We start from the raw sequence: 21,419 nt of genomic DNA on the forward strand, positions 1-21,419 counted from the left end.
GGAAAGCACGCTCAGACCCACCAGCCCGCCGCTTCACGCGGAAAGCACGCTCAGACCCACCAGCCCGCCGCTTCACGCGGAAAGCACGCTCAGACCCACCAGCCCGCCGCTTCACGCGGAAAGCACGCTCAGACCAGCCCGCAGCTCACGCGGAAAGCACGCTCAGGTCGACCGCCGCCCAGCGCTCCCCCAGTCCGGTCAGCGTCACGTGGCGCACCTCGTCCGTCGTGTCCCCGACCGCCCGGTGGATGACGACCTGCAGACGGTCGTCGGTCAGCTCCTCGACCTTGCCCTCGCCCCACTCCACGACGATCACCGACTCGGGCAGGGACACGTCGAGGTCGAGGTCCTCCATCTCGTCGAGGCCGCCGCCCAGACGGTACGCGTCCACGTGGACCAGTGGCGGGCCGTCGCCGAGGCCCGGGTGCACGCGGGCGATCACGAAGGTCGGGGAGGTGACCGCGCCACGGACGCCGAGGCCCTCGCCGAGCCCCCGGGTCAGCGTCGTCTTGCCCGCGCCGAGCTCCCCGCTGAGCATCACGAGGTCACCCGCGCGCAGCAGCTTGGCCAGCCTGCGGCCCAACTCCCGCATCTGGTCGGGGGAGGTGATGGTGAGGTCCGCGGAGAGGGGTTCAGCCGGGTCGTGCGGCGCTGCTGGTGCTTCCATAGCCACTTACGGTAGCCCCTGCGGGGACGGCACCGGCGCGGGTGAGCAGGTCGGCGAGGCGGTCGGTGACCACTTCCGGGTGTTCCAGCATGACGAGGTGCCCGGCGTCCGGAACGAGCACGAGCTCCGCGTCCGGCAGCAGGTCGGCGAGGGCCTCGCTGTGCTCACTGGGCGTGACGAGATCACTGACTCCGGCCAGGACCAGTACCGGCATGGTGAAGCAGGCCAGCGCCTCGGCCTTGTCGTGGTCCGTGAACGCCGGGTAGAACTCCGCGACCACGTCGATCGGCGTGCTCTCGATCATCCGCTCGGCGAACCGGGCGACGGCCGGGTCGACGTCCCGGGACGCGAACGAGTACCGCTTGATGATCCCGGCGAACAGGTCGGCGGTGGCCCTGCGCCCCCGTTCCACCAGGGCGGCCTGCTGCCCCAGCGCCTTCAGCACTCCGGGCAGCACCCGCCGCACAGCGTTGACGCCGGCGACGGGCAGACCGAAGTTGACCTCGCCGAGCCTTCCGGACGACGTACCGACGAAGGCGGTGGCCACGACCCGGTCGCGGATCAGTTCCGGATACTGGTCGGCCAGCGCCATCACCGTCATTCCGCCCATCGAGTGCCCGACGAGCACTATGGGCCCCTCGGGCGCGGCTGCGTCTATGACGGCCTTCAGATCGCGGCCGAGCTGGTCGATGCTGACCGGCACGTCGTCCTGGGTCTGCGCCGCTCCGCGCCCGGACCGGCCGTGGCTGCGCTGGTCCCAGTGCACGGTCCGCACGACTCCGCGCAGCGCGGCGCGCTGGAAGTGCCAGGAGTCCTGGCTGAGGCAGTAGCCGTGGCTGAAGACGACGGTGACCGGGGCGGGGGCCTTGCGGCCGAACAGCCGCCGGCGGCGCGGGGCGAGCGCGGGCACGGCTTCCGGGTCCACATCGTCGACCTCGTAGTACAGCTCGGTGCCGTCGTCGGCGTACGCCTTGCCGGGGGTGCCGCGCAGCGACCCGTACGGTCCCGCCGAGTCGAGGGCGAGCCGCGCCTTCATGCGCATGCCTCGTCCGAGCGTGAGCCGCTCGATCGCCACACCGGCGGCCGCGCCAGCGGCCACCACGCCTATCGCGACGCCGGCGATGCCGGTCGCCCGGCGCCAGTTCCCGGCCGCCGCCGTGGCGGAGGCGACGGCCGCGACTGCCTCCGCGCTGCTCTCGCTCACGTACCGCTCCTCTTCACCGTGCGGGTCACCGGACTTGTTGGTCGTTCACGGGAACGCGTTCACTCGAACACATTCACGTGAACTTGTGCCTCGTTCACGCAGACGCATTCACATAGACGCGAGGAACGCGCGCTCCGATCCGCGTGACGATTTCGTACGCGATCGTCCCCGCCGCCTGGGCCCAGTCCTCGGCCGTGGGCTCGCCGCGGTCGCCGGGACCGAACAGGACCGCCTCCGCGCCGGGTTCGGGCTCGTCCCCGCCGAGGTCGACGACGAACTGGTCCATCGCGACCCGGCCCGCGACCGTGCGCCACTTGCCGCCGACCAGCACCGGGCCCGTCCCGGAGGCGTGCCGTGGAATGCCGTCCGCGTAGCCGACGGGGACCAGGCCGAGGGTGGTCTCGCCCGGTGTGACGTAATGATGCCCGTAACTGACGCCGTGACCCCCTGGAACGTGCTTCACGAGCGCGACCGAAGCCGAGAGCGTCATCACCGGGCGCAGCCCGAAGTCGGCCGGGGTGCCGATCGCGGGGCTGGGCGAGATGCCGTAGAGGGCGATCCCGGTGCGGACGAGGTCGAAGTGGGTCTCCGGGAGGGTGAGCGTGGCCGGGGAGTTGGCGATGTGGCGCACCTCGGGGCGGACGCCCTGCTGTTCGGCGTACGACACCATCTCCCGGAAGAGGGTGAGCTGGGCGGCGACGGAAGGGTGCCCGGGTTCGTCGGCACAGGCGAGGTGCGACCACAGCCCGGTGATCCGGACCAGCCCCTCGGCCTCGGCCGTCAGAGCGTGACCCACCAACTCGGCCCAGTCGCGGCCGGGCTGGCAGCCGTTGCGCCCGAGCCCGGTGTCGGCCTTGAGCTGCACGCGCGCGGGCGCGCCGGCCTGCCGGGCGGCTTCCGTGACCTCCCGCAGGGCCCACATCCCGCTCACCGACACGTCGAGGTCGGCCTCGATGGCCTCCCGCCAGGGCCCGCCCGGCGTCCACAGCCAGCACATGATCCTGGTGTGCTCCGGCAGCCCGGCTCCGGCGCGCAGCGCGAGGGCCTCCTCGGGCGTGGCCGTGCCGATCCACGCCGCCCCCGCCTCGACGGCCGCTCGGGCACACGGCACCGCCCCGTGGCCGTACGCGTCGGACTTGACAACGGCCATCAGGGCCGCGCCCGGCGCGAGGGCACGCAGGGTCCGCACATTGGCGCGCAAGGCGCCCAGATCGATCTCGGCGCGGGCGCGCGGGGGCGCGGTCGGCGCGGCTGCTGTCTCACTCATGGCGCCCCCAGTGTCTCAGAGGAGCCGGACAGGGCCGTGAGGCCGCCTGGTTTCCGGGGTTTGGTCGGTGTGGTTCCCCGCCTTCGGCCGCCTGGTGGCCGCGGCAGGCAACGTTTGCCGGTCAAGGAGTGGCGTCCGATGCGTGCTCGGCGTGCCGGGTGCGCTCTCGTACTGGATGTACTTGGGCTTGTGCCCGGTGCGGCGTGGGGCCCCCGCGCCTTTGAGGCAGTGGGGGAACGGGCCGGGCATCGCGACGGGGCGAACGTTGCCTGCCGTGGCACTAGCTAACGGTCACGCCCACCATCCGCTCAACAGCTGCGGACCAGGGCAGAAGGCGCGCGTCGTGTCCTTGTGGTGCCGATACAAGCAGTCCGATGTTGCCGGTCTCGACGGTTCCGACCGGGAGGGTCACTCCGGGCATTCCGAGGTAGCTCAGCAGCATCGTGGTCCGCAGCGTGCGGCGGTTCGTCGCGTCGTAGAAGCGGTCGTCGGCCAGGAGGGGCTCGAGCGCGGGAGCCGTGTGCCGAACCGTGGGGCAGAGCAGCATCCTGCCGTCGAGTTGACGGTGCAGTTCCCGGCGCAGCCCGTTCATGGCGCGATACAGCGGTTCGGCGCTGCGGCCGCCCGACGTGAACTGCTCGAGCCTGCGCAGGACCCCCCTGTCCACCTGCTCACGGTAGGGCGAGCGCAGCACATGCCCATATCGCGCGTATGCCTCCACTTCCACGACGGTGGCGTGGTGGTCCATGAGGTCCTGCGCCCACGAAAGGACGGGGATTTCCTGCTCCTCGATGCGGGCACCGTGATCTGACAGGGCGGACAGGCAGGCGTCGAAGTGGTCGCGGACCTGCGGAGTGCAGTCGGTGAGCAGCTCACCGGCGGGGACTACCAGTCGCAGCGGAGCGCTGCCCTTGTGCAGAGGCTCACCGGCGAGCACGAAGTCGGTTGCCATGACATCGCGCATCGACGTGGCGAGGATGCCGACGGTGTCCAGGGTCTGCGACAGCGTGAGCAGACCATGTGGGTTGTAGCGGCGTTCGCTTGCCTTGTACCCGACTACGCCGCAGAACGCTGCGGGGACGCGGACCGAGCCCGAGGTATCGGTGCCGATTGCTATCGGCACGATGCCCAGGGCGACCGCCATCGCCGACCCGGACGATGATCCTCCCGGAACGAGCCGCTGGTGGCCGGGGCCGATGTTGGCCGGGGTGCCGAAGTGCGGATTGACTCCGAGTCCGGAGAAGGCGAATTCGCTGAGGTTGGTCTTGCCCACACAGACCATGCCGGCGTCCGTGAGCTTCCTGACCACAGCGGCGTCGTTTGCGACGGCCGGATGTTCGGTACGCGTGCGCGAACCCGCCGTGGTGACAGTGCCGGCGACGTCGAACATGTCCTTGAAGGCTACCGGTACGCCGTCCAGGGGGCCCCACGTACGCCCTTCGCTGTGTCTTTCGTGGCTGGCCTGTCCTTCGTGGACCGAGCGTTCCCGCGTCAGGCTGATGAAGACGCCTTCGGCCTCGGGAGCCAGCGCACGTTCGACCGCCTGGCTGGCGATGTCGCGGGCGTCGAGGTCTCCTGCGGCCAGACCGGCGGCGATCGACACCCCGTCGGTGTGCGGGGGGACAGTCGCCCCGCGGGCGGCGGGTGTGGCTTCCACAATCTCTTCCTTGGACTTCCGCTTCGGGGCTCGCCTCACTGGTTGGTCCTGTCTGTGTCAGGGTCTGCAGGGAGCCTGAACGGCTGGGTCACGCGAATGAAGCGTGAGTCGACGCGCCCGATTGGTGCCAAGTCGTCGAGGTCGAGGTGTCCGTTGTCGGAGAACAGGTCTTCGGCGATATGGAACGCGACGATCTCGCCGATGGCGAGCGTGTCGTTCCCGGGCCTGAGCAGGGTATGCAGGACACATTCCATACTGATCCCGGACTCGGCCACGCGCGGTGCTCCGACGCGGTGCGAGGGAGTGGGGGTTACTCCGCAGATGAGGAACTCGTCTACGTCCGGGGGGTATTCGAGGCTGCTGAGGTACATCTGTTCGGCGAGGTCGGCAGTCACCGAGTTCACGACGAACTGGCCGGTCGCCTCGATGTTGCGCAGGGTGTCTTTCTGACTTCCGTTGCCAGCTTCCTCGATGGTCAGGGACAGCATGGGCGGTGCGGTCGACACAACGGTGTAGAAGCTGAAGGGAGCCAGGTTGAACTCCCCGTCTTCGCTGACCGTCGAGGTCCAGGCAATGGGCCGGGGGACAACCGTCGCTGTCAGCAACCCGAAGATCCGCTTGTCGGGAACATGCGCAGGGTCGACTTGTACGACCGGTCGAGCGAGAGCGGTCGTCCCCGCGTCACCTCCTGTGGGCGGCAAGCCCGGCGGTGCCGTACGTGCAGTCACGTCGCCCTCTTTCCAGGTGCGTGTGTCGCCACCCGTCCTTCGACCGGCCCGGAGCCGGGATCGTGCCACCTGAGGGGTCCGGCCGGTCGGCGGATCAGTTCACTCTGTGGGGTAGGTGTCACCAAGTGCGGTGAGGGGGGCGAGCCGACGCACGGGAAGCTGCGGGTCGCCCTGCACGGCCCGGGCTACGTCCTCGCAGCGGGCGAAACGGACGTCGCCTCGGTCCTGGGCGTGCTCGATCAGCTTGCGCAGGGCTACTGCGCGTGAGGGACGGCCGCTGAGGAAGGGGTGGTTGGTGAGATTGAACAGACACCTGTAGTGCCGCATGGCGTCGAGTTCGTCGGTCCACATCTCCAGCACCTTGCGCGGCGACTCGATGACCGACCCCACGTGCGGTTCAGGAAGGAACGCGTACTGCTCCCAGTCGTCCAGCGACCAGTGCACGGGCAGCTCCGCGATCCGGCCGTTGGACGTCTCAAGGTGGTAGGGGCGGTCATCCGCCATGAGCGAGGAGTCGTACAGCAGACCGTACTCGGCGACCAGGTCGCAAGTGAACCTGCTTGCCGACCAGTTCGCGGCGCGGTGCCCGAGGATCGGCACGTTCTGGGCTGCGAAGACCGCCAGCGCCCGCTCGAAGTCATCGCGTTCCTGCTCAGGCGTCATGGACGTGGGTGGGCGATGACTGTAGGAGTGATGAGCCACCTCGTGACCGCGGTCTACGATGCTCGCAGCCAGGCCAGGGCGCTGCTCGGCCACCCATCCCGGGATGAAGAACGTCGCCGGTACACCCGTGCCGTCCAGAAGATCGAGGATTCGTGGTACGCCGACGTCCGGGCCATATGCCTGGTGCGACATCGTAGAGGCGTGGTCGGCGTACCGGCGCCCGTGGGCGAGGACGGGCGTCTCGGCGTCCACGTCGAAGGTCAGGGTCACCACGGCGGCAGCCCCGCCGTGCCAGCTGTTGTTCATCGGCTTGCTCCTTGTCGCCGACGGGCCGGTGAAGAAGCGGCACCGGCCCGCCACACGGTTCGCTTGTGTTGCCGTCGGCTACGAAGCCGCGGCGCCCTTCAGCCGCTGACCCGCGTTGTCCAGCGAGGCACTCGGCTCGAGCATCGCATGATCGAACCGCTCCAGCGTCTGGCCGTCCGCCAGCCGGCGCGGGAGATCCGGGTTTGCGAGCGCACCTCGGCCGAGGGAGAGAACATCGGCGTGGCCTTCGGTCAGCAGCCGCGCAGCCTGCTCGCTGTCGTGCATGCCGCCGTTGGCGATCACCGGCAGTCCGGTGACCTTTCTGGCCAGCGCGGTGATCGTCTCGTCGCCGTCGAGCCTGGCCGTCTCGATCCAGTCGCGTCCCTCACTCGCGATGTGCAGATAGTCGGCGCCGGCCTCGGCCAAGGCGCTGAAGATGACCTGGCCGTCGGCCGCGCCGCCTGGCCAGCGGTACACGAAGTCGTTGACTTTGCCCTGGGAGAGCCGCACGCCGACCCAGAAGTCGTCGCCCACCGCCGCACGGATGTGCTTGGTCACCTGTGCCGTCAGCCGGATGCGGTTTTCGACGGAGCCGCCGTACTCGTCCGTGCGCAGGTTGGTGTATTGCGTGAGGAACTGGTCCAGCAGGTATCCGTTGGCGGCGTGCACCTCAACGCCGTCGAATCCGGCCTGGCGTGCGTTGACCGCGGCGGACACAAATCCGCGGACGGCGACGTCGATGTCCGTCTGCTCCATTGCGCGCGGAGTCTGCCACGGGCCGGAGCCGCCTCCGTACTCCGGCATCCTGGTGCCCTTGGGCTGCACAGCCGACGGTCCGGCGGTTTCGGAGCGGTAGCGGTTGCCCTGGGACAATGCGCCCGCGTGCATCAGCTGCTGGACTGCGCGGGCACCGCCCGCGTGAACAGCGGCGGTGACCTTGGCCCAGCCCTCGATGTGCGCGTGGGAGACAATGCCGGGCTGGTTGAAGTACCCCTGGCTGAAGTCCGTGTCGGTGTACGTTCCCTCGCTGATCACCAGGCCGAAGCCGCCGTCGGCGAATGCGCCGTAGTACTCGGCCATCTGCTCAGTCGGCGTGCCGTCCTCCGTCGCCGAGACCCGGGTCATGGGAGCGACGGCGAGCCGGTTGGCCAGCCGGGTTCCCTTGACCAGCGCGGATTCCAGGGCCGGGTGCACTGCGCGTGTCGTGGTGTCGGTCATTATCAGTTCCGCTCTGCTCGAAGTGCCGGGGAGGGAATCACATCTGGTGCATCGAGCACCAGCAGGGTGAGGGGTGATGGGGTGCCGCTGTTGATGCCCACAAGGTCCTGGGGACAGGCGGACACCGCGATAACGCAGTCCATGGCCGCCTCGAAGGTGATGTGGTCGCCGGCTCGCGACGACGACGTTTCCCAGGTCAGTGCCCCCTGCTCATCGACTGGGATGTCCATGAAGACGTTGATGGGCTGGGGAATGACATCAGTGCGACAGCCCACGGATGCCAGGGCCTCCTCGAGGTTGTCCGCACACGAGGCATGGCCGCTGGGGGCTCCCAGGGCTGCGTAGCGGGCGGGGTCGCAGGCGGCAATGAGCATGTCGTGGCGGCCGGGCGAGGAGTCCTCGACGAGCGTGAGAATCGGCCGGCGCAGATTCGTGAGGAACGACTCGCCGACCGCCGGGAAGAGGCGGTTCACGTAGGCCCTGGTATGCGAAGCGCTGTGGTACTCCGCCGTGTTGTCACGCGCGAAGGCGAACACGTCGCCGACCTGCCGCCCCGCCACGTCGATGATTCTCACTTGTTGACCTGCGTGTACGAGGACCGCTCGTCCCTCGGACGCGGGGATCTCGATGCGTTCCAGTACGGACGTCGCTGCTGTCATGCGCCTACGAAATCAAGCGCAGCCAGCCGAGTGGCAGGTCTATTCATCCACCAAATTCACTCATTGGTTGTGTACTCATACACCGGCAGGCTGTTTGATGGCGTGAAGTACACAACGGGCGCACGGCATGGCCGTACGCCCGTTCTATCCCCGCCCGGGGGACACCCCTGCATAGCCCCCAGGTGTGGATTGCTCGGGCGTGACCGCGCCGCACACTGCGGTCACGCCCGAGCGGTCAGTGGGTACGCGCGTCTGACGTCGCGGACTCCTCCGTCTGGATGTGTGGGAGGGCCGACGATGAGCGCGCCCGGCCACGGGCGAGTACGAAGTAGAGGCCGCCGGCCACCAGGCTGCCGGACAGCCATGAGAAGTCTGTGTTGCCCAGGGCCCGTGCCAGCGGGCCCTGCATGATCGGGATGAGCCCGTACTGCCAGCTCCAGCCGGCCACGATTCCGAGCCCGAGGCTCAGCAACGCCCTGCGATTCACCAAGCCGTAGGGAGAGTTCACATCTTCCTGGTACAGGGCCGGCACATTCAGCCGTCCCCGCCGCAGGATGAAGAAGTCGACGAGCATGACGCCGGCCCAGGGACTGATCCAGACCAGGATCGAGGACATCCACTTGTCGAAGGCGTGGGCGAAGCTGTCGGACTGCATGAAGAGCACCAGAACGACCGATGCAACCGCCCCGGCCAGAAGCGTGAACTTCCAGCGGGCCACGCGCACGCCGATGGTGAGAGCGGCGAGGGAGCAGGAGTACAGATTGAGGACATTGGTGGCGATGGGCCCGTGCATGATCAGCAGCAGCACGGGCAGGGCCATGACACCGAACGCTCCGATGACGAGCTGGGAGGGATCGCCACTGTTGCCGGAGCTGGCCAGGGCGGCGCCGAGTGCGGCGAGCCAGACCGTCGGAACATACATGCCCAGTGCGGTGGCCCAGAAGACCTTGCGCCCAGACGTGTCCTTCTTGACGAAGCGGCTGTAGTCCCCCGAGTACGGGAGCCAGCTCACCCCCCAGCCCACACCGATGGCGGTGAGCAGTTGTGTGACGGCGGTGAACTTGCTGCCGCCCGACGTGGCGGTGCTGCCGGTCCAGTCCAGTTCGACCTGGGTGAGTGCGATGACAGTCATCACGGCCATCACCAGCACGGTGAGCGGCACCGTGTACTTCTCGAAGGTGCGGATCGCGTAGAACCCGTACGTCGCGAGAGCGAGCTGCAAAGCCATCACGACACCGGCGACGAGGTACTTGAGACCCTCACCCCCGTGGATGCCGAGCTTGCCCAGCATGGCGATCGCCAGATCGAGGATCACCCAGGTATTGACCCCCACCCACCCCATGGCAAGCAGGCCCTGCATGACACCGGGTACAACGGCTCCCCGGCGGCCGAAGGCCGCGCGCCCGAGGACCATCTGGTTTACCCCGGTGCGGTGCCCCATGAGGTTGAACAACCCGAACACGGCACAGCCGATGAGATTGCCGACCACGACGACGACGAGGGTCTCGACCAGACTCAGACCCAGGGTGACCCCGAGCGCTCCCAGGACCCAGTTGATCGGTGCAATGTTCGCACCGGTCCAGATCCAGAACTGCTCCCACACGCTGCAGTCCCGGGCTTCCGCAGGGATCGGCGCCACCCCATGGGCGTCGAACGACGAGTCGACCGTTGCAAAGGTGAGGTCGGTTGATTGTTTAGCGGGCATGGCGCCTCCAGGACCAGAACGCATGGGCCGGTGATGAAGACGACAAAAGCAGCCAGCGCCGCTCGGCGTCAGTGGAGAAGACGTTCAGTTTTCCCGCAAATGGTGGTTAAGTGAACACCATGCTGACGTTGCGCACCCTGCTCGAGGACAGTGCCCTCCAACTCCGAGTACTCGTTCCCGGGGCAGCCAGTGCTCTCGATACCGAAATCGCGTGGGTACACAACACCGAGCTGCCGGATCCCTCGCCGTACGTGGGCCGCCAGGAACTGGTGATGACCAACGGGCTCTGGCATGACTCGCCGCTTTCCGCGGAGTCCTTCGTCGCGAGCATCCGCTCGGCCGAAGGCGCAGGAATCGTCTTCGGGCTGCGCGAAAGCGTTCGCTCCACTCCCCCCGACCTCGTCGAGGCATGCCGCAACGCTCAGCTGCCACTCCTCGAACTGTCCGTGGCCGTCCCGTTCACCGCGTTGTCCCGGGCCGCTGCCAGCGCCTACGCCGAAGAGCGGCAAAACACACTCGTTGCCTCCGTGCGTCGGGGCAACGCACTGGCTGATGCGATCTCCAGCGGCGCAGGAGCCGGAGGGGTACTCCGCGTCCTGCGCCGGGACCTGGATCTGCCGCTTGCCGTCGTGGACCGGACGGGCCGACTGCTGGCGGCGACCGAAGCGCGACTGCATGAGAACGACCTGGCACTCGTTGCCCAGGCCATGGCCCGGCATCCACCTCCGCTGGAAGTGACACTGTCCTCTGACGGGCCCGCTGTGCTGTTTCCCGTCGGAGTCTTCGGCGAGGCCGACGCCGCTCTGCTGTGCATGCGTCCGGCCGCGACGCTCAGCGAGGCGGAGCAGGGTGCCTTGGAACAGGGCGCACACTTCCTCAGTCTGGAAGTCGCAAGACATCAGGCCGTGCAGGCCATCGAAATGCGGTTCGCGGGCGAACTGGTCGACATGATCCTCTCGGGGGTCGGAGCGTCCGGTGAGTTGTCAAGCCGCCTGGAAGCGTTCGGAGTGGGTGCCGAGGGACCGCTGGCCGTCTGTGCATTCGCGTTTGCCGAGGACGGCACCACAGCCTCACCAGCATTGGCTGAGGCAGCCATGAGGACGTTCGCGACCGAGGGCATTCCCGCTGTACTCGCTCCTGGGAGCCGGGACATTGTCGCCGTGTTCGCCTGGAGACGGGTCGAGAGCGGGCTTCCTGACTGGGCGGGACACTTGGTTGCCACCCTTGACCGGCAGTTCCCCAAGAACAGGACCGTCCTGGGGCTCGGTGGTCCGGTCACGGACTGCTCGAAGCTCCGGACCCCCTTGATGGAGGCGAGGGAGGCATGCCAGATCCTGTCCCGACGCCCTTCAGGCGGCCCGGCCGTGGCCCGATTCTCCGAGCTTCCCTCCCATACTGCCCTGCTGGGGCGCCTCGCCTCACAGGATCTGCGCAGCTTCGCCGACGCCCTCCTCACCCCGCTGCGAGAGCACGACACGACGCGCGGTACGCAGCTGGAGGCAACCCTGCGCGCGTTCCTGGACAACGAGGCGCAGTTCGCCGCCACCGCAGAAGCCTTGTACATCCACGTGAACACGCTACGCAAACGACTGCTTCGGATCAGCGAGCTGGCTGGTCGCGACGCATTGCGCTTGGAGGGGAGGGTCGACCTGTTCCTCGCTCTGGAGGCGGACCACCTGGCACGGACGTAAGTGCTGACGCCCCCCTGGGATCCCCGGCCGCTCCCTCCGCGGGACCGCCGGCCGGGCGCACGGGTTCCGCCGATGCGGTTGCCGCGGGGAGGGCTGTCACCGCGGCGAGCAGCACGGCGACACCTCGGCATGCGATATGTCTGCTGATCATGCGATCAGAGAAACGTGAGTGCCGCACGGGCGGGGGGTGGCGCGCGGCATGCCCCGGCACAATTAGCCCGTCCGGCGTTCGCGGACGAGGGCGAAGGCGAAGGCGCGGACGAGGGCGAGGGCGAAGCTCCCCGTGCGCCCCTCAGCCCCGTACATCCCGCCAGGCCCCCGGAATCGCCGCCGCCACGTCATGCGCCCCGACCGGTGCCCCGTCCGCGGCGAACCTCCCGGCAAGCCCGTGCAGATACGCCGCCGCGCTCCCCGCGTCCACCGCCGAGAGGCCCGCGGCCAGCAACGACCCCGCCAGCCCCGACAGCACATCCCCGCTGCCTGCCGTGGCCAGCCAGGACGTCCCGGTCGCGTTCACCCGCACAGGCCCTCCCCCGGAGTCGGCCACCAGGGTCGTCGACCCCTTCAACAGCACCGTCGCCCCATACCGCCCCGCCAGCTCCCGCACCGCGGCCAGCCGGGCCCCCTCGACCTCCTCGCGCGCCACCCCGAGCAACGCGGCCGCCTCGCCCGCGTGCGGGGTCATCAGCGTCGGCGCCGTACGAGCCCGTACGGCGTCCCGGTCGGCCAGCCGCAGCCCGTCCGCGTCGATCAGCACGGGTACGTCCGCCGCCAGCACCTCCGCCACGGTCGCCGCGTCGTCCCCCGCCCCGGGCCCGACGACCCACGCCTGAACACGCCCCGCCTTCCGCGGCCCTTTGTCCGACACGAGCGTCTCGGGAAAACGGGAGATCACCGCGTCCTGAGCGGGCCCGACGTACCGCACGGCGCCGGCCCCGCCCCGCAACGCCCCCGACACGGCGAGCACGGCCGCCCCCGGGTAACGCGCCGACCCGGCGGCGATGCCGACGACCCCCCGCCGGTACTTGTCGCTCTCGGGACCGGGTACGGGCAGCAGCGCGGCCACGTCAGCGTGCTGCAGGGCCTCCAGCTCGGGCTCGGCGGGCAGTTGGGGCCGGAGCCCGATGTCGACGAGCCGCACCGAGCCGGCGTACGCGCGCGCCGGATCGATCAGCAGGCCCGGCTTGTGCGTCCCGAAGGTGACCGTGACATCGGCCCGTACCGCGGCCCCGTGGACCTCTCCGGTGTCGGCGTCGACGCCGCTCGGCAGGTCCACGGAGACGACCGCGGCCCGGGCCCGCCAGGCGAACGCGGCCAGCGGCGCCGCGTCCGGCCGCAGCCCGCCCTTGCCGCCGATCCCGACGATCCCGTCGACGACGAGGTCGGCCCGCTCGATCAGATCCTCGGCGGTACCAGGCCGCGCGACCGTACCGCCCGCCCGGCGCAGGGCGGCAAGACCGCCGGGGTGCGTGCGTTGCGGGGCGAGCAGCACCGCGGTGACACCGGCCCCTCGCCGGGCCAGACGGGCACCGGCATACAGGGCATCACCTCCGTTGTCACCGCTGCCGGTCAGAAGAACGACACGGCTGCCGTACACCCGCCCCAGCAACCCGGCACAGGCGGCGGCGAGCCCGGCCGCCGCACGCTGCATCAACGCCCCGTCCGGAAGCCGCGCCATCAACTCCCGCTCAGCCGCCCTGACCGTCTCCACGCAGTACGCAGTACGCATGCGCACGAGTCTGCCCCACCTGACACCCCGGCAAGGCGATGGACGCCTCCTGGAAGGCGACCGTTGGTCCGCCACCGCGCCCCGCGGCAGCCAGCCTCACCCCTCCGCGATCACCACCGCCGACGCCACGCCCGCGTCATGGCTCAGTGACACATGCCAGGACCGCACCCCGAGCTCGGCCGCCCGCGCCGCCACCGTTCCCTTCACCCGCAGGCGCGGCTGTCCGCTGTCCTCGACGAAGACCTCCGCATCCGTCCAGTGCAGGCCCGCCGGGGCGCCCAGCGCCTTGGCGAGTGCCTCCTTCGCGGCGAAGCGGGCGGCGAGTGAGGCGACGCCCCGGCGCTCCCCGGTCGGCAGCAGCAACTCGCTTTGCAGAAAGACCCGTTCGGCCAGCCCGGGCGTCCGCTTCAGCGATGCCTCGAACCGGTCGATCTCGGCCACGTCGATTCCGACCCCGATGATGCTCATCCGCGCACTTTACGAAACCTCGGGGCCCTCGACGAACAGCTCGTCGGCTCGCGAGACCGTACCGGCCCGGTCGAGCCAGTCGTCGAGGCGGTCGAGGTCGGCGCACAGGGTGATGCGCTCACGGACGTCGTCGGAGAGGGGGAGCCCGCGCACCTCCAGAACGCGCAGGACACCCTTGGCCCTGCCCTCGGCCTGGCCCTCGGCCCTGCCCTCGGCCTGGCCGTCCATGTACGCCTCCTCGAAAACCGTGCCCCTGCCAGGGAAGTAACTGATGACCATCTTCTCCAGCTCTCTCCACGTCTCGCGGGCCGGAGTGTTCTCCAGGCCGACTTCCAACAGCTCAGACCAGTACATGACGGTGGGTTTGTCGAACGACCGCATTCCGCGGGCCAGCAGCTCCAGTATGGCCGCGATGCCCTCACTCTCGCTGTGAACCATGGCGGAGAGCGTCGCCAGCGCCGGCTGGCGCGCCACCTCCGACTCGTCCGTGATCCGGGGGACGGTGTCCGGCCCCAGCACGAAGGGACGCGTGACCTGGGTCGCCCAGGGGCCGACCCGACACTCGAAGGGCCCGGCCGCCCACGCCGCGGTGGAACGATTGCGGCAGACCGCGACGAGCAGGACCGGCAGGTCGAACTTCGCCTGCAGATAGGCCACATAATAGGCCCAGTTGGCCCCTTTGTCGGGAGCTCGCCTGGTCTGCGCCTCGATGGCGAGCAGGAAGTCGTTCCCCTCGGACGTCGCGGCCTTCAGCACCGTATCCACACGGCGCTCCAACGGTTTGATCTCGGTGGCATCGGGGGTGATCGGTTCGATGTCCGCCTTCACGGGCGGCGCCATTCCCAGCGCCTCGAAGACAGGGGCGAGGACCTCCGGATGATCCTGAAAGATCCGGTGCGAGGCCTCGTGGGTGGAGGTGACCATGTGCGCAACCTTGGTGAAGCGGAGGGACGACTGTCCGGGCGATCGGAGGCGTTCACTCTTGCGAGTGGCGAAAAAACGATCAGGCCACTGCGGTCAGTTCGCACCACACGTACTTGCCCCGGTTGCCCTCCCTGGCCAGCGGCTGCCAGCCCCACAGGTCGGCGCACGCCCGGACCAGCGCCAGCCCTCGCCCCTCCTCCATCTCGGCGACCCGCTCCAGTGGCACCGGCGGCTCGGGCGGCGCCGGGTCGGCGTCCCACGCCCCGATCCGCAGCACGCCGGCAGACCACCGCACCCGCAGGGCAGCGGGCCCTTTCGTGTGCCGTACGGCGTTGGAGACGAGCTCCGTCGCCAGTAGCTCGGCAACATCGACGAGGCTGATCAATCCGTGCATGGTCAGGATGAGGCGCAGGGTGCGGCGGCTGACGGTCACGGCGCGAAGGTCGTTCGGGATGTAGAGGGAGTACTCCCAGGGCTCGCTCGGCTCGTTTACAGGCATGCGTGAACTCCGTTCGTGGAGAGGAGGGTTGTGGATGAAGGGCAGGGCAGTGCCGCACCCGTCATGGCAGGACGGAGCGTTGCGCTTCCGGATCCCCGGCATCTCACAGTGTGTGCGGCGCGTCACTGACAGTAGATCTAAATCTAGAGATGCAGCAAGCCGATCGCGTAAACTGACGCCGAACGAGGCGCGCGAATCGGCGCGTTGAACCTAGGAGTGGTCGAGAGCTTTGAGGCGCGAACCGACGGCCCGCCAGATGCGCCTGGCGACTGAACTGCGCAGACTCCGCGAGGCGGCAGGCCTCAGCGCCCGCCAGGCGGCCGCACTGCTCGGAGTGAGCCCCGCCCAGATCACTCACATCGAGTCGGGACTCGCGGGCGTGAGCGAAAAGCGACTTCGCCGCCTTGCGTCCCACTACGCCTGCACGGACGACGAGTTCATCGACGCGCTGGTCACGATGGCGACCGACCGGACAAAGGGCTGGTGGGAGGAGTACCGAGGCCTGCTGCCCACATCGTTCATGGACCTGTCGGAGCTGGACCACCACGCCTCGTTCCGGCGCGATGTAGCCATTCTGTTCGTACCAGGTCTGCTGCAGACGGAGCACTACGCTCGCGCCGTCTTTTCGTCCAGGGTTCCCGAACTCACCTCTGACGAGCTTGAGCTGCGCGTCCGTCACCGAATGGAACGCCAGGAGATCACCATCCCGTACGAGGTGGTGATCCACGAGGCGGCGCTACGCATCAGGGTCAGCGACCGCGCCGCCTCACAGGCTCAACTCGTGCGACTGGTTGAGCTTTCCGAGGCGGACCACATCACTTTGCGCGTCATCCCCTTCGACCTGGACGGCTTCTCCAGAGCTTCAAGCACCATGACCTACGTGGGTGGCCTCCTACCCAAGCTGGACACGGTCGTGCGTGACGCGCCCCACGGCTCGGTCTTCATCGATTCCGAAGCACAACTCAACGCCTATCGAACGCGCTTCCGTAAAGTGGAGGCTGTATCACTCGAGCCAGAAAATTCACGTGGCTTCATCCACAGGCTGGCAAAAGAGCTGTGAGGCACACTATGACCACCGACAACTGGCGGAAGTCGTCCTACTCCGGCGAGGGCGACGGCAACGACTGCGTGGAGATCGCTCATCACCCCACCCACATAGCCATCCGCGACTCGAAGGCCCCGGCCAGGGCCGCCCTCTCCTTCCCCACCGGAGCCTTCACCACCTTCGTCGAAGCCCTCAAGTCCCCCTATTCCACCGTCACCGACTTCGCCAGGTTCCGTGGCTGATCCACCTCGTTCCCCCGAGCCGTAGCCAGCTCACATGCGAACACCTGCAAGGGAACCGTCGCCACCAACGGCTGCAGCAACGTCGGTGTCGCGGGAATGCGGATCAGGTGGTCCGCGTACGGCACGACCGCCTCGTCCCCTTCCTCCGCGATCACGATGGTCCGCGCACCCCTCGCGCGGATCTCCTGGATGTTCGACACGATCTTGTCGTGGAGGACAGACCGCCCGCGCGGCGACGGCACGACGACAACCACCGGAAGATCCTCCTCGATCAACGCGATCGGGCCGTGCTTCAGCTCGCCCGCCGCGAAGCCCTCGGCGTGCATATAGGCGAGTTCCTTGAGCTTCAGCGCGCCTTCGAGCGCAACCGGATACCCCACGTGCCGACCCAGGAACAGCACCGTTTTCTTGGCGGCGAGCGAGCGCGCAAGGGCCCGTACCGGCTCCATGGTCTCCAGGACCCGGTCGACCTCGCCGGAGATCTGCGAGAGGTCTCGGATCACGGCACCGATCTCGTCGCCCCACTTGGTGCCTCGCACCTGGCCCAGGTACAGCGCGACCAGATAGCAGGCGACGAGCTGGGTCAGGAACGCCTTGGTCGACGCGACGGCGACCTCCGGCCCGGCGTGCGTGTACAGCACCGCGTCCGACTCGCGAGGAATGGTCGAGCCGTTGGTGTTGCAGATCGCCAGCACCTTGGAGCCCTGCTCGCGGGCGTGCCGCAGCGCCATCAGCGTGTCCATCGTCTCGCCGGACTGCGAGATCGCGATGGCCAGCGTGCGCGGGTCGAGGATCGGGTCCCGGTAGCGGAACTCGCTCGCCAGCTCCACCTCGCACGGGATGCGGGTCCAGTGCTCGATGGCGTACTTGGCGATCAGCCCGGCGTGGAAGGCCGTACCGCACGCGATGATGACGACCTTGTCGATCTCCCGCAGCACTCCCGGAGGGATCCGCACCTCGTCCAGGGTCAGCGAGCCGGAGGCGTCGATGCGCCCGAGCAAAGTATCGGCGACAGCCTTGGGCTGCTCGGCGATCTCCTTGAGCATGAAGTAGTCATAACCCCCCTTTTCCGCCGCCGACGCGTCCCAGTCGATGTGATACGAGCGCACATCGGCAGGGCGACCGTCGAAGCCGGTCACCGTCACCCCGTCCCGGCGCAGCTCCACCACCTGGTCCTGACCCAGCTCGATCGCCGACCGCGTGTGGGCGATGAACGCGGCGACGTCCGAGGCGAGAAAGGCCTCGCCCTCTCCAACGCCCACCACGAGCGGCGAGTTCCGCCGCGCCCCCACGACCACATCAGGCTCGTCAGCATGTACCGCGACCAGCGTGAACGCACCCTCCAGACGCCGGCACACCAGCCGCATCGCCTCCGCCAGATCGGCGCACGACGAGAACTCCTCGGCGAGCAGATGCGCCACGACCTCGGTGTCGGTCTCGGAGGCGAGGTCGTGGCCCCGTTCCTCCAACTCGGTCCTCAGGGCGGCGAAGTTCTCGATGATCCCGTTGTGCACGACGGCGACGCGTCCCGCGTTGTCGAGATGCGGGTGAGCGTTCGCGTCGGTGGGCGCTCCATGGGTCGCCCACCGCGTGTGCCCGATGCACGTCGTGCCGGTCGGCAGCGGCCGGCCGGCCAGCTCCTTCTCCAGGTTGAGCAGCTTCCCGGCCTTCTTCGCGGCCGCCAGCCCGCCGTCCGTCGGCACGGCGACACCTGCCGAGTCGTACCCCCGGTACTCCAGTCGCTTCAGCCCGGCCATCACGACATCGAGCGGCGACTGCGACCCCACGTATCCCACGATTCCGCACATGGGGCGCAGCCTAAGTGGTCGACGCCGGAAGTCCTTCGAGGGTTGACGTGAGGTCAGGGCGCATGCGGAGTGAGGATCGCAGGTTCGGTCCGGCGAGGTAGAGGCCGCAGGTGCAGTCAGGGGGCACCTGGAAATAATCGGTTGCCTATTGGCGATGGTGGTGGATGCAATGTCCGGCATGATCACCCAGGTGCGCCCGCCACGGCGAGATGAGATGAACGCGTACTACCGGGCCTTGCCGCTCTGCGCACCGGGCGGACTGCAACCGACTCGTCACAAGGGAGACGCCAACGGATGAATACGCCACCATCGCCGCCTGGGGCGGAGCGGACTGACGGATTGTCCATCCGGATCGGCGCTCTCGTTCCGCTGACTCGGCCCGGCTGGGTCGAGGCGGGCCAACACTTGCTCGCCGGACTGGAGCTGGGCGTTCGCGAAGTCAATGAAGTCGGCGGGATCGGCGGAAGACCACTTGAGCTGGTGGTCCGAGACACCGCGGCTGATCCACAGAGGGCTGCGGCGGCCGTGGACGAATTGGCCGGCCTGGGGGCGGCCGCCTTGGCGGGGGAGTATCACAGCGTCGTCGCGCGCGCCGCTGCCGGCAGGGCCGACGCCCTCGGCCTGCCGTTCCTCTGCTCTTCAGCGGTTCTCGACGCGCTCACCGAACAGCCGACGGAATGGGTCGCGCGCCTCTCCCCGCCGCAGTCCCGCGGCTGGCAGGTTTACGCGGACTTCCTCCTCGGCGCGGGCCACCGTCGCATCGCCGTAGCGGCCCAGCCGAGTGTCTACTGGGCAACCGGTACCCTTATTTTGCGGGACCGCCTCGCTGCACGTGGCGGCACCGTCGTCGAACTCGACATGAGTGCGCTCACCCCTGCGGACGTGTGCGACGAACTCGCCGACAATCGGGCGACGGCCCTTCTTCTTCTGGTCGGCCACCCGGATCCGGCAGTGCCGATCGTCAAGTCCGTCCGCGGCGACCAGCGCCTCGCCGAGATCCTGATCGGTGCTCCGGCCGGGCAACCGGAGTTCGCCGAGTGGGCGACATCGCTGGGCGACGATGGCGCCGGGGTCCCGTTCTTGCGCTACCTGCCCGAGCGCCTCAGCCCACTCGGTGCACGAGTCGAGAAGGCCCTGCTTGAGCAGCTGGGCGAAGCGCCCTCCTTCGTCGCCTTCGAGGGCTACGACACGGTCACCGTCCTCGCCGATGTGCTGCGTTCTCACGGCGCGGACCGGGCGCGCATCGCCGAATCCTGGCCGCGCGTCGCGGTCGTAGGCACCCGCGGGCAGATCCAGTTCTCCCGCACGCCGGGCATCAGCGTTTGGCAATGGGCTGGGACGCCGATCCAAGTCGTTGATCGAGATCCGGCGGAACCCGATCGCTTTCGGATCCTTCACGCCAGCTGAGCTGAGAGAGCACGGAGGTCCGACTGCCCAGATCTGTCCAAACTTGAGGCTGTCTACCTGTCTACGTGTGCCGGCGCTGGCCCGGGGCAGCCCAGAGAAGGCCAGCAGCCGGACGGGCATCAAGATCAATCTCAGCGCCAATGACCCAGACCGCAGGGCCGGTCCGTCATAGGGCAGGGCGCAGGCGCAGTCCAGGGCATCGTTGGGCGAGCCGGCGACGCCAACGTTTCGCGGCAGGCTGCACAACCGTCAGTGATCCACTTCACGAGATCGGCCGTTCCTCCTGCCATGCGCATACCCTGCGCCCGCCCCGTGCTGCTAACCGCCGCCGAGCGCGAGCGGCTGAAGAAGATGGCCTACGGTCACAAGACCGAGTACCGGCTGCGGGTCCGCGCGCAGGTCGTCCTGCACGCGGCGCGGGGGCGCTCCAACGCGCGCATCGCCCGCGAGACGGGTTTGCACATGGACACGGTTCGCGCTTGGCGGGGCCGGTTCGCCGCCGGCGGGCTGCCGGCCCTGGCTGATCGCAAGCGCTCAGGACGCCCCGCCCGTTTCACTCCGGTGCAGGTCGCAGAGGCCAAGGCGCTGGCCTGCCAGTTGCCCGCCGAGACCGGCGTACCGCTGGCGCGCTGGTCGTGCCCGGAGCTGGCCGCCGAGCTGACCGCGCGCGGGATCACCGATTCCGTCTCCGCGTCCACTGTGCGCCGCTGGCTGCGCGAGGACGCGCTCAAGCCCTGGCAGTACCGGTCCTGGATCTTCATCCGCGACCCGGACTTCCGCGCCAAGGCCCAGCGGGTCCTGGACCTCTACGCCCGCACATTCGAGGGTGCCCCGCTGGGGCGAGGACGAGTACGTCCTCTCCAGCGACGAGAAGACCTCGGTCCAGGCCCGCTGCCGCTGCCATCCGACCCTGGCCCCGGGCCGGGCCCGGGCGATGCGCGTCAACCACGAGTACGGCCGCGGCGGCGCGCTGGCCTACCTGGCCTCCTACGACGTCCACCGCGCGAAGGTCTTCGGCCGCTGCGAGCCGAAGACCGGCATCGTGCCCTTCATGGCCCTGGTCGCCCAGGTCATGGCCACCGAGCCCTACGCCAGCGCGAAACGCGTCTTCTGGATCGTCGACAACGGCTCCTCCCACCGGGGGAAGAAGGCCATCGACCGTCTGACCACGGCGTTTCCGAACGCGGTCATGGTTCACACTCCCATCCACGCCTCCTGGACCAACCAGATCGAGATCTTCTTCTCCATCGTGCAGCGCAAGGTCGTCCAACCCAACGACTTCACGGACCTGACCGAGGTCCGGGACCGGCTCCGAGCTTTCGAAGACCGCTACAACGCCACGGCACAGCCGTTCCAGTGGAAGTTCACCACCTCCGACCTGGACGATCTGCTGGCCCGGCTCGACCGGCACACCCTCACCGACCGACACCAAGAATCCTCCGTCGCACTGGCAGCCTGATCAACCCCCGAAGGACTTCCGGCGTCGACCACTAAGCGTCGGGAGCTGGCGGAACACGGCACTTCGTGCCCGA

At 68.7% G+C, this 21,419-nt stretch carries 19 protein-coding genes and 1 pseudogene; 6 read left to right on the forward strand and 14 right to left on the reverse strand.

What is annotated here, in order from left to right; genetic code table 11:
• Window positions 1-145: 145 nt before the first annotated feature.
• The 9 genes from tsaE to ACZ562_RS08175 all read right to left on the reverse strand — a co-directional run bounded on the left by tsaE (window position 146) and on the right by ACZ562_RS08175 (window position 10,074).
• Window positions 146-667, reverse strand: a complete 522-nt coding sequence (tsaE, locus tag ACZ562_RS08135) for a tRNA (adenosine(37)-N6)-threonylcarbamoyltransferase complex ATPase subunit type 1 TsaE (RefSeq protein ID WP_471175142.1) — start codon at window positions 665-667, stop codon at window positions 146-148.
• The gene (locus ACZ562_RS08140) at window positions 633-1,871 is read right to left on the reverse strand and encodes an alpha/beta fold hydrolase (RefSeq protein ID WP_471175144.1); all 1,239 of its coding nucleotides are present in this window, start codon (window positions 1,869-1,871) and stop codon (window positions 633-635) included. The genes tsaE and ACZ562_RS08140 overlap by 35 nt, the downstream gene beginning before the upstream one ends.
• Before the next feature lie 94 nt (window positions 1,872-1,965).
• Window positions 1,966-3,138: an alanine racemase gene (alr, locus tag ACZ562_RS08145; protein ID WP_471175146.1), complete on the reverse strand. Its 1,173-nt coding sequence runs from the start codon at window positions 3,136-3,138 to the stop codon at window positions 1,966-1,968.
• 280 nt (window positions 3,139-3,418) lie between these two features.
• Window positions 3,419-4,795: an amidase family protein gene (locus ACZ562_RS08150; protein WP_471175148.1), complete on the reverse strand. Its 1,377-nt coding sequence runs from the start codon at window positions 4,793-4,795 to the stop codon at window positions 3,419-3,421.
• Between the two features lie 35 nt (window positions 4,796-4,830).
• On the reverse strand, window positions 4,831-5,523 hold the full coding sequence (locus ACZ562_RS08155) for a flavin reductase family protein (protein WP_471175150.1): 693 nt from the start codon (window positions 5,521-5,523) through the stop codon (window positions 4,831-4,833).
• 99 nt (window positions 5,524-5,622) lie between these two features.
• Window positions 5,623-6,492, reverse strand: a complete 870-nt coding sequence (locus ACZ562_RS08160) for a polysaccharide deacetylase family protein (protein WP_471175152.1) — start codon at window positions 6,490-6,492, stop codon at window positions 5,623-5,625.
• A gap of 78 nt (window positions 6,493-6,570) precedes the next feature.
• Window positions 6,571-7,710, reverse strand: coding sequence for an oxidoreductase (locus ACZ562_RS08165; RefSeq protein ID WP_471175154.1), 1,140 nt, complete (start codon window positions 7,708-7,710; stop codon window positions 6,571-6,573).
• 2 nt (window positions 7,711-7,712) lie between these two features.
• Window positions 7,713-8,369 (reverse strand): DUF1989 domain-containing protein, encoded by a 657-nt coding sequence (locus tag ACZ562_RS08170; RefSeq protein ID WP_471175156.1) that lies wholly within the window; start codon window positions 8,367-8,369, stop codon window positions 7,713-7,715.
• Between the two features lie 235 nt (window positions 8,370-8,604).
• Complete coding sequence (locus ACZ562_RS08175) at window positions 8,605-10,074, reverse strand: purine-cytosine permease family protein (RefSeq protein ID WP_471175158.1); 1,470 nt, start codon at window positions 10,072-10,074, stop codon at window positions 8,605-8,607.
• A gap of 119 nt (window positions 10,075-10,193) precedes the next feature.
• Between ACZ562_RS08175 and ACZ562_RS08180 the strand changes: the two genes are divergently transcribed.
• Complete coding sequence (locus tag ACZ562_RS08180; RefSeq protein ID WP_471175670.1) at window positions 10,194-11,765, forward strand: PucR family transcriptional regulator; 1,572 nt, start codon at window positions 10,194-10,196, stop codon at window positions 11,763-11,765.
• Window positions 11,766-12,057: 292 nt separating this feature from the next.
• Here ACZ562_RS08180 and ACZ562_RS08185 read toward each other — a convergent pair whose 3' ends face one another.
• The 4 genes from ACZ562_RS08185 to ACZ562_RS08200 form a co-directional block, all read right to left on the reverse strand.
• Entirely contained in the window at window positions 12,058-13,494 is a 1,437-nt protein-coding gene (locus ACZ562_RS08185; protein ID WP_471175160.1) for an NAD(P)H-hydrate dehydratase, read from the reverse strand.
• 96 nt (window positions 13,495-13,590) lie between these two features.
• Entirely contained in the window at window positions 13,591-13,962 is a 372-nt protein-coding gene (locus ACZ562_RS08190; RefSeq protein WP_471175162.1) for a holo-ACP synthase, read from the reverse strand.
• Window positions 13,963-13,971: 9 nt separating this feature from the next.
• Complete coding sequence (locus tag ACZ562_RS08195) at window positions 13,972-14,886, reverse strand: RpnC/YadD family protein (RefSeq protein WP_471175164.1); 915 nt, start codon at window positions 14,884-14,886, stop codon at window positions 13,972-13,974.
• 79 nt (window positions 14,887-14,965) lie between these two features.
• On the reverse strand, window positions 14,966-15,385 hold the full coding sequence (locus tag ACZ562_RS08200; protein ID WP_471175166.1) for an ATP-binding protein: 420 nt from the start codon (window positions 15,383-15,385) through the stop codon (window positions 14,966-14,968).
• Window positions 15,386-15,641: 256 nt separating this feature from the next.
• On the opposite strand from ACZ562_RS08200, the gene ACZ562_RS08205 reads away from it, so the two are divergent.
• Window positions 15,642-16,445 (forward strand): helix-turn-helix domain-containing protein, encoded by an 804-nt coding sequence (locus ACZ562_RS08205; RefSeq protein WP_471175168.1) that lies wholly within the window; start codon window positions 15,642-15,644, stop codon window positions 16,443-16,445.
• An 8-nt stretch (window positions 16,446-16,453) separates the two neighbouring features.
• Window positions 16,454-16,672: a DUF397 domain-containing protein gene (locus ACZ562_RS08210; RefSeq protein WP_471175170.1), complete on the forward strand. Its 219-nt coding sequence runs from the start codon at window positions 16,454-16,456 to the stop codon at window positions 16,670-16,672.
• On the opposite strand, the gene glmS is transcribed toward ACZ562_RS08210, so the two are convergent.
• Entirely contained in the window at window positions 16,633-18,480 is a 1,848-nt protein-coding gene (gene glmS / locus ACZ562_RS08215; protein ID WP_471175172.1) for a glutamine--fructose-6-phosphate transaminase (isomerizing), read from the reverse strand. The genes ACZ562_RS08210 and glmS overlap by 40 nt on opposite strands.
• Before the next feature lie 294 nt (window positions 18,481-18,774).
• Here glmS and ACZ562_RS08220 point away from each other — a divergent pair, with 294 nt between their 5' ends.
• From ACZ562_RS08220 to ACZ562_RS08230, 3 genes and pseudogenes are all read left to right on the forward strand, one after another.
• Window positions 18,775-19,887 (forward strand): ABC transporter substrate-binding protein, encoded by a 1,113-nt coding sequence (locus ACZ562_RS08220; RefSeq protein ID WP_471175175.1) that lies wholly within the window; start codon window positions 18,775-18,777, stop codon window positions 19,885-19,887.
• Window positions 19,888-20,238: 351 nt separating this feature from the next.
• Window positions 20,239-20,589 (forward strand): annotated as a pseudogene (locus tag ACZ562_RS08225) (helix-turn-helix domain-containing protein); the annotation flags it as partial.
• Window positions 20,590-20,713: 124 nt separating this feature from the next.
• Entirely contained in the window at window positions 20,714-21,346 is a 633-nt protein-coding gene (locus ACZ562_RS08230; protein ID WP_471175177.1) for a transposase, read from the forward strand.
• Window positions 21,347-21,419 lie beyond the last annotated feature (73 nt).

Source organism: Streptomyces sp. NPDC040410, from assembly GCF_055595715.1.

Excerpts from the sequence above, each read along its gene's own strand:
- tsaE (WP_471175142.1), bottom strand. The coding sequence starts at position 667 with ATGGAAGCACCAGCAGCGCCGCACGACCCGGCTGAACCCCTCTCCGCG.
- alr (WP_471175146.1), bottom strand. The coding sequence starts at position 3,138 with ATGAGTGAGACAGCAGCCGCGCCGACCGCGCCCCCGCGCGCCCGCGCC.
- ACZ562_RS08160 (WP_471175152.1), bottom strand. The coding sequence starts at position 6,492 with ATGAACAACAGCTGGCACGGCGGGGCTGCCGCCGTGGTGACCCTGACC.
- ACZ562_RS08165 (WP_471175154.1), bottom strand. The coding sequence starts at position 7,710 with ATGACCGACACCACGACACGCGCAGTGCACCCGGCCCTGGAATCCGCG.
- ACZ562_RS08170 (WP_471175156.1), bottom strand. The coding sequence starts at position 8,369 with ATGACAGCAGCGACGTCCGTACTGGAACGCATCGAGATCCCCGCGTCC.
- ACZ562_RS08175 (WP_471175158.1), bottom strand. The coding sequence starts at position 10,074 with ATGCCCGCTAAACAATCAACCGACCTCACCTTTGCAACGGTCGACTCG.
- ACZ562_RS08180 (WP_471175670.1), top strand. The coding sequence starts at position 10,194 with ATGCTGACGTTGCGCACCCTGCTCGAGGACAGTGCCCTCCAACTCCGA.
- ACZ562_RS08185 (WP_471175160.1), bottom strand. The coding sequence starts at position 13,494 with ATGCGTACTGCGTACTGCGTGGAGACGGTCAGGGCGGCTGAGCGGGAG.
- ACZ562_RS08190 (WP_471175162.1), bottom strand. The coding sequence starts at position 13,962 with ATGAGCATCATCGGGGTCGGAATCGACGTGGCCGAGATCGACCGGTTC.
- ACZ562_RS08195 (WP_471175164.1), bottom strand. The coding sequence starts at position 14,886 with ATGGTCACCTCCACCCACGAGGCCTCGCACCGGATCTTTCAGGATCAT.
- ACZ562_RS08200 (WP_471175166.1), bottom strand. The coding sequence starts at position 15,385 with ATGCCTGTAAACGAGCCGAGCGAGCCCTGGGAGTACTCCCTCTACATC.
- ACZ562_RS08205 (WP_471175168.1), top strand. The coding sequence starts at position 15,642 with ATGCGCCTGGCGACTGAACTGCGCAGACTCCGCGAGGCGGCAGGCCTC.
- ACZ562_RS08210 (WP_471175170.1), top strand. The coding sequence starts at position 16,454 with ATGACCACCGACAACTGGCGGAAGTCGTCCTACTCCGGCGAGGGCGAC.
- glmS (WP_471175172.1), bottom strand. The coding sequence starts at position 18,480 with ATGTGCGGAATCGTGGGATACGTGGGGTCGCAGTCGCCGCTCGATGTC.
- ACZ562_RS08220 (WP_471175175.1), top strand. The coding sequence starts at position 18,775 with ATGAATACGCCACCATCGCCGCCTGGGGCGGAGCGGACTGACGGATTG.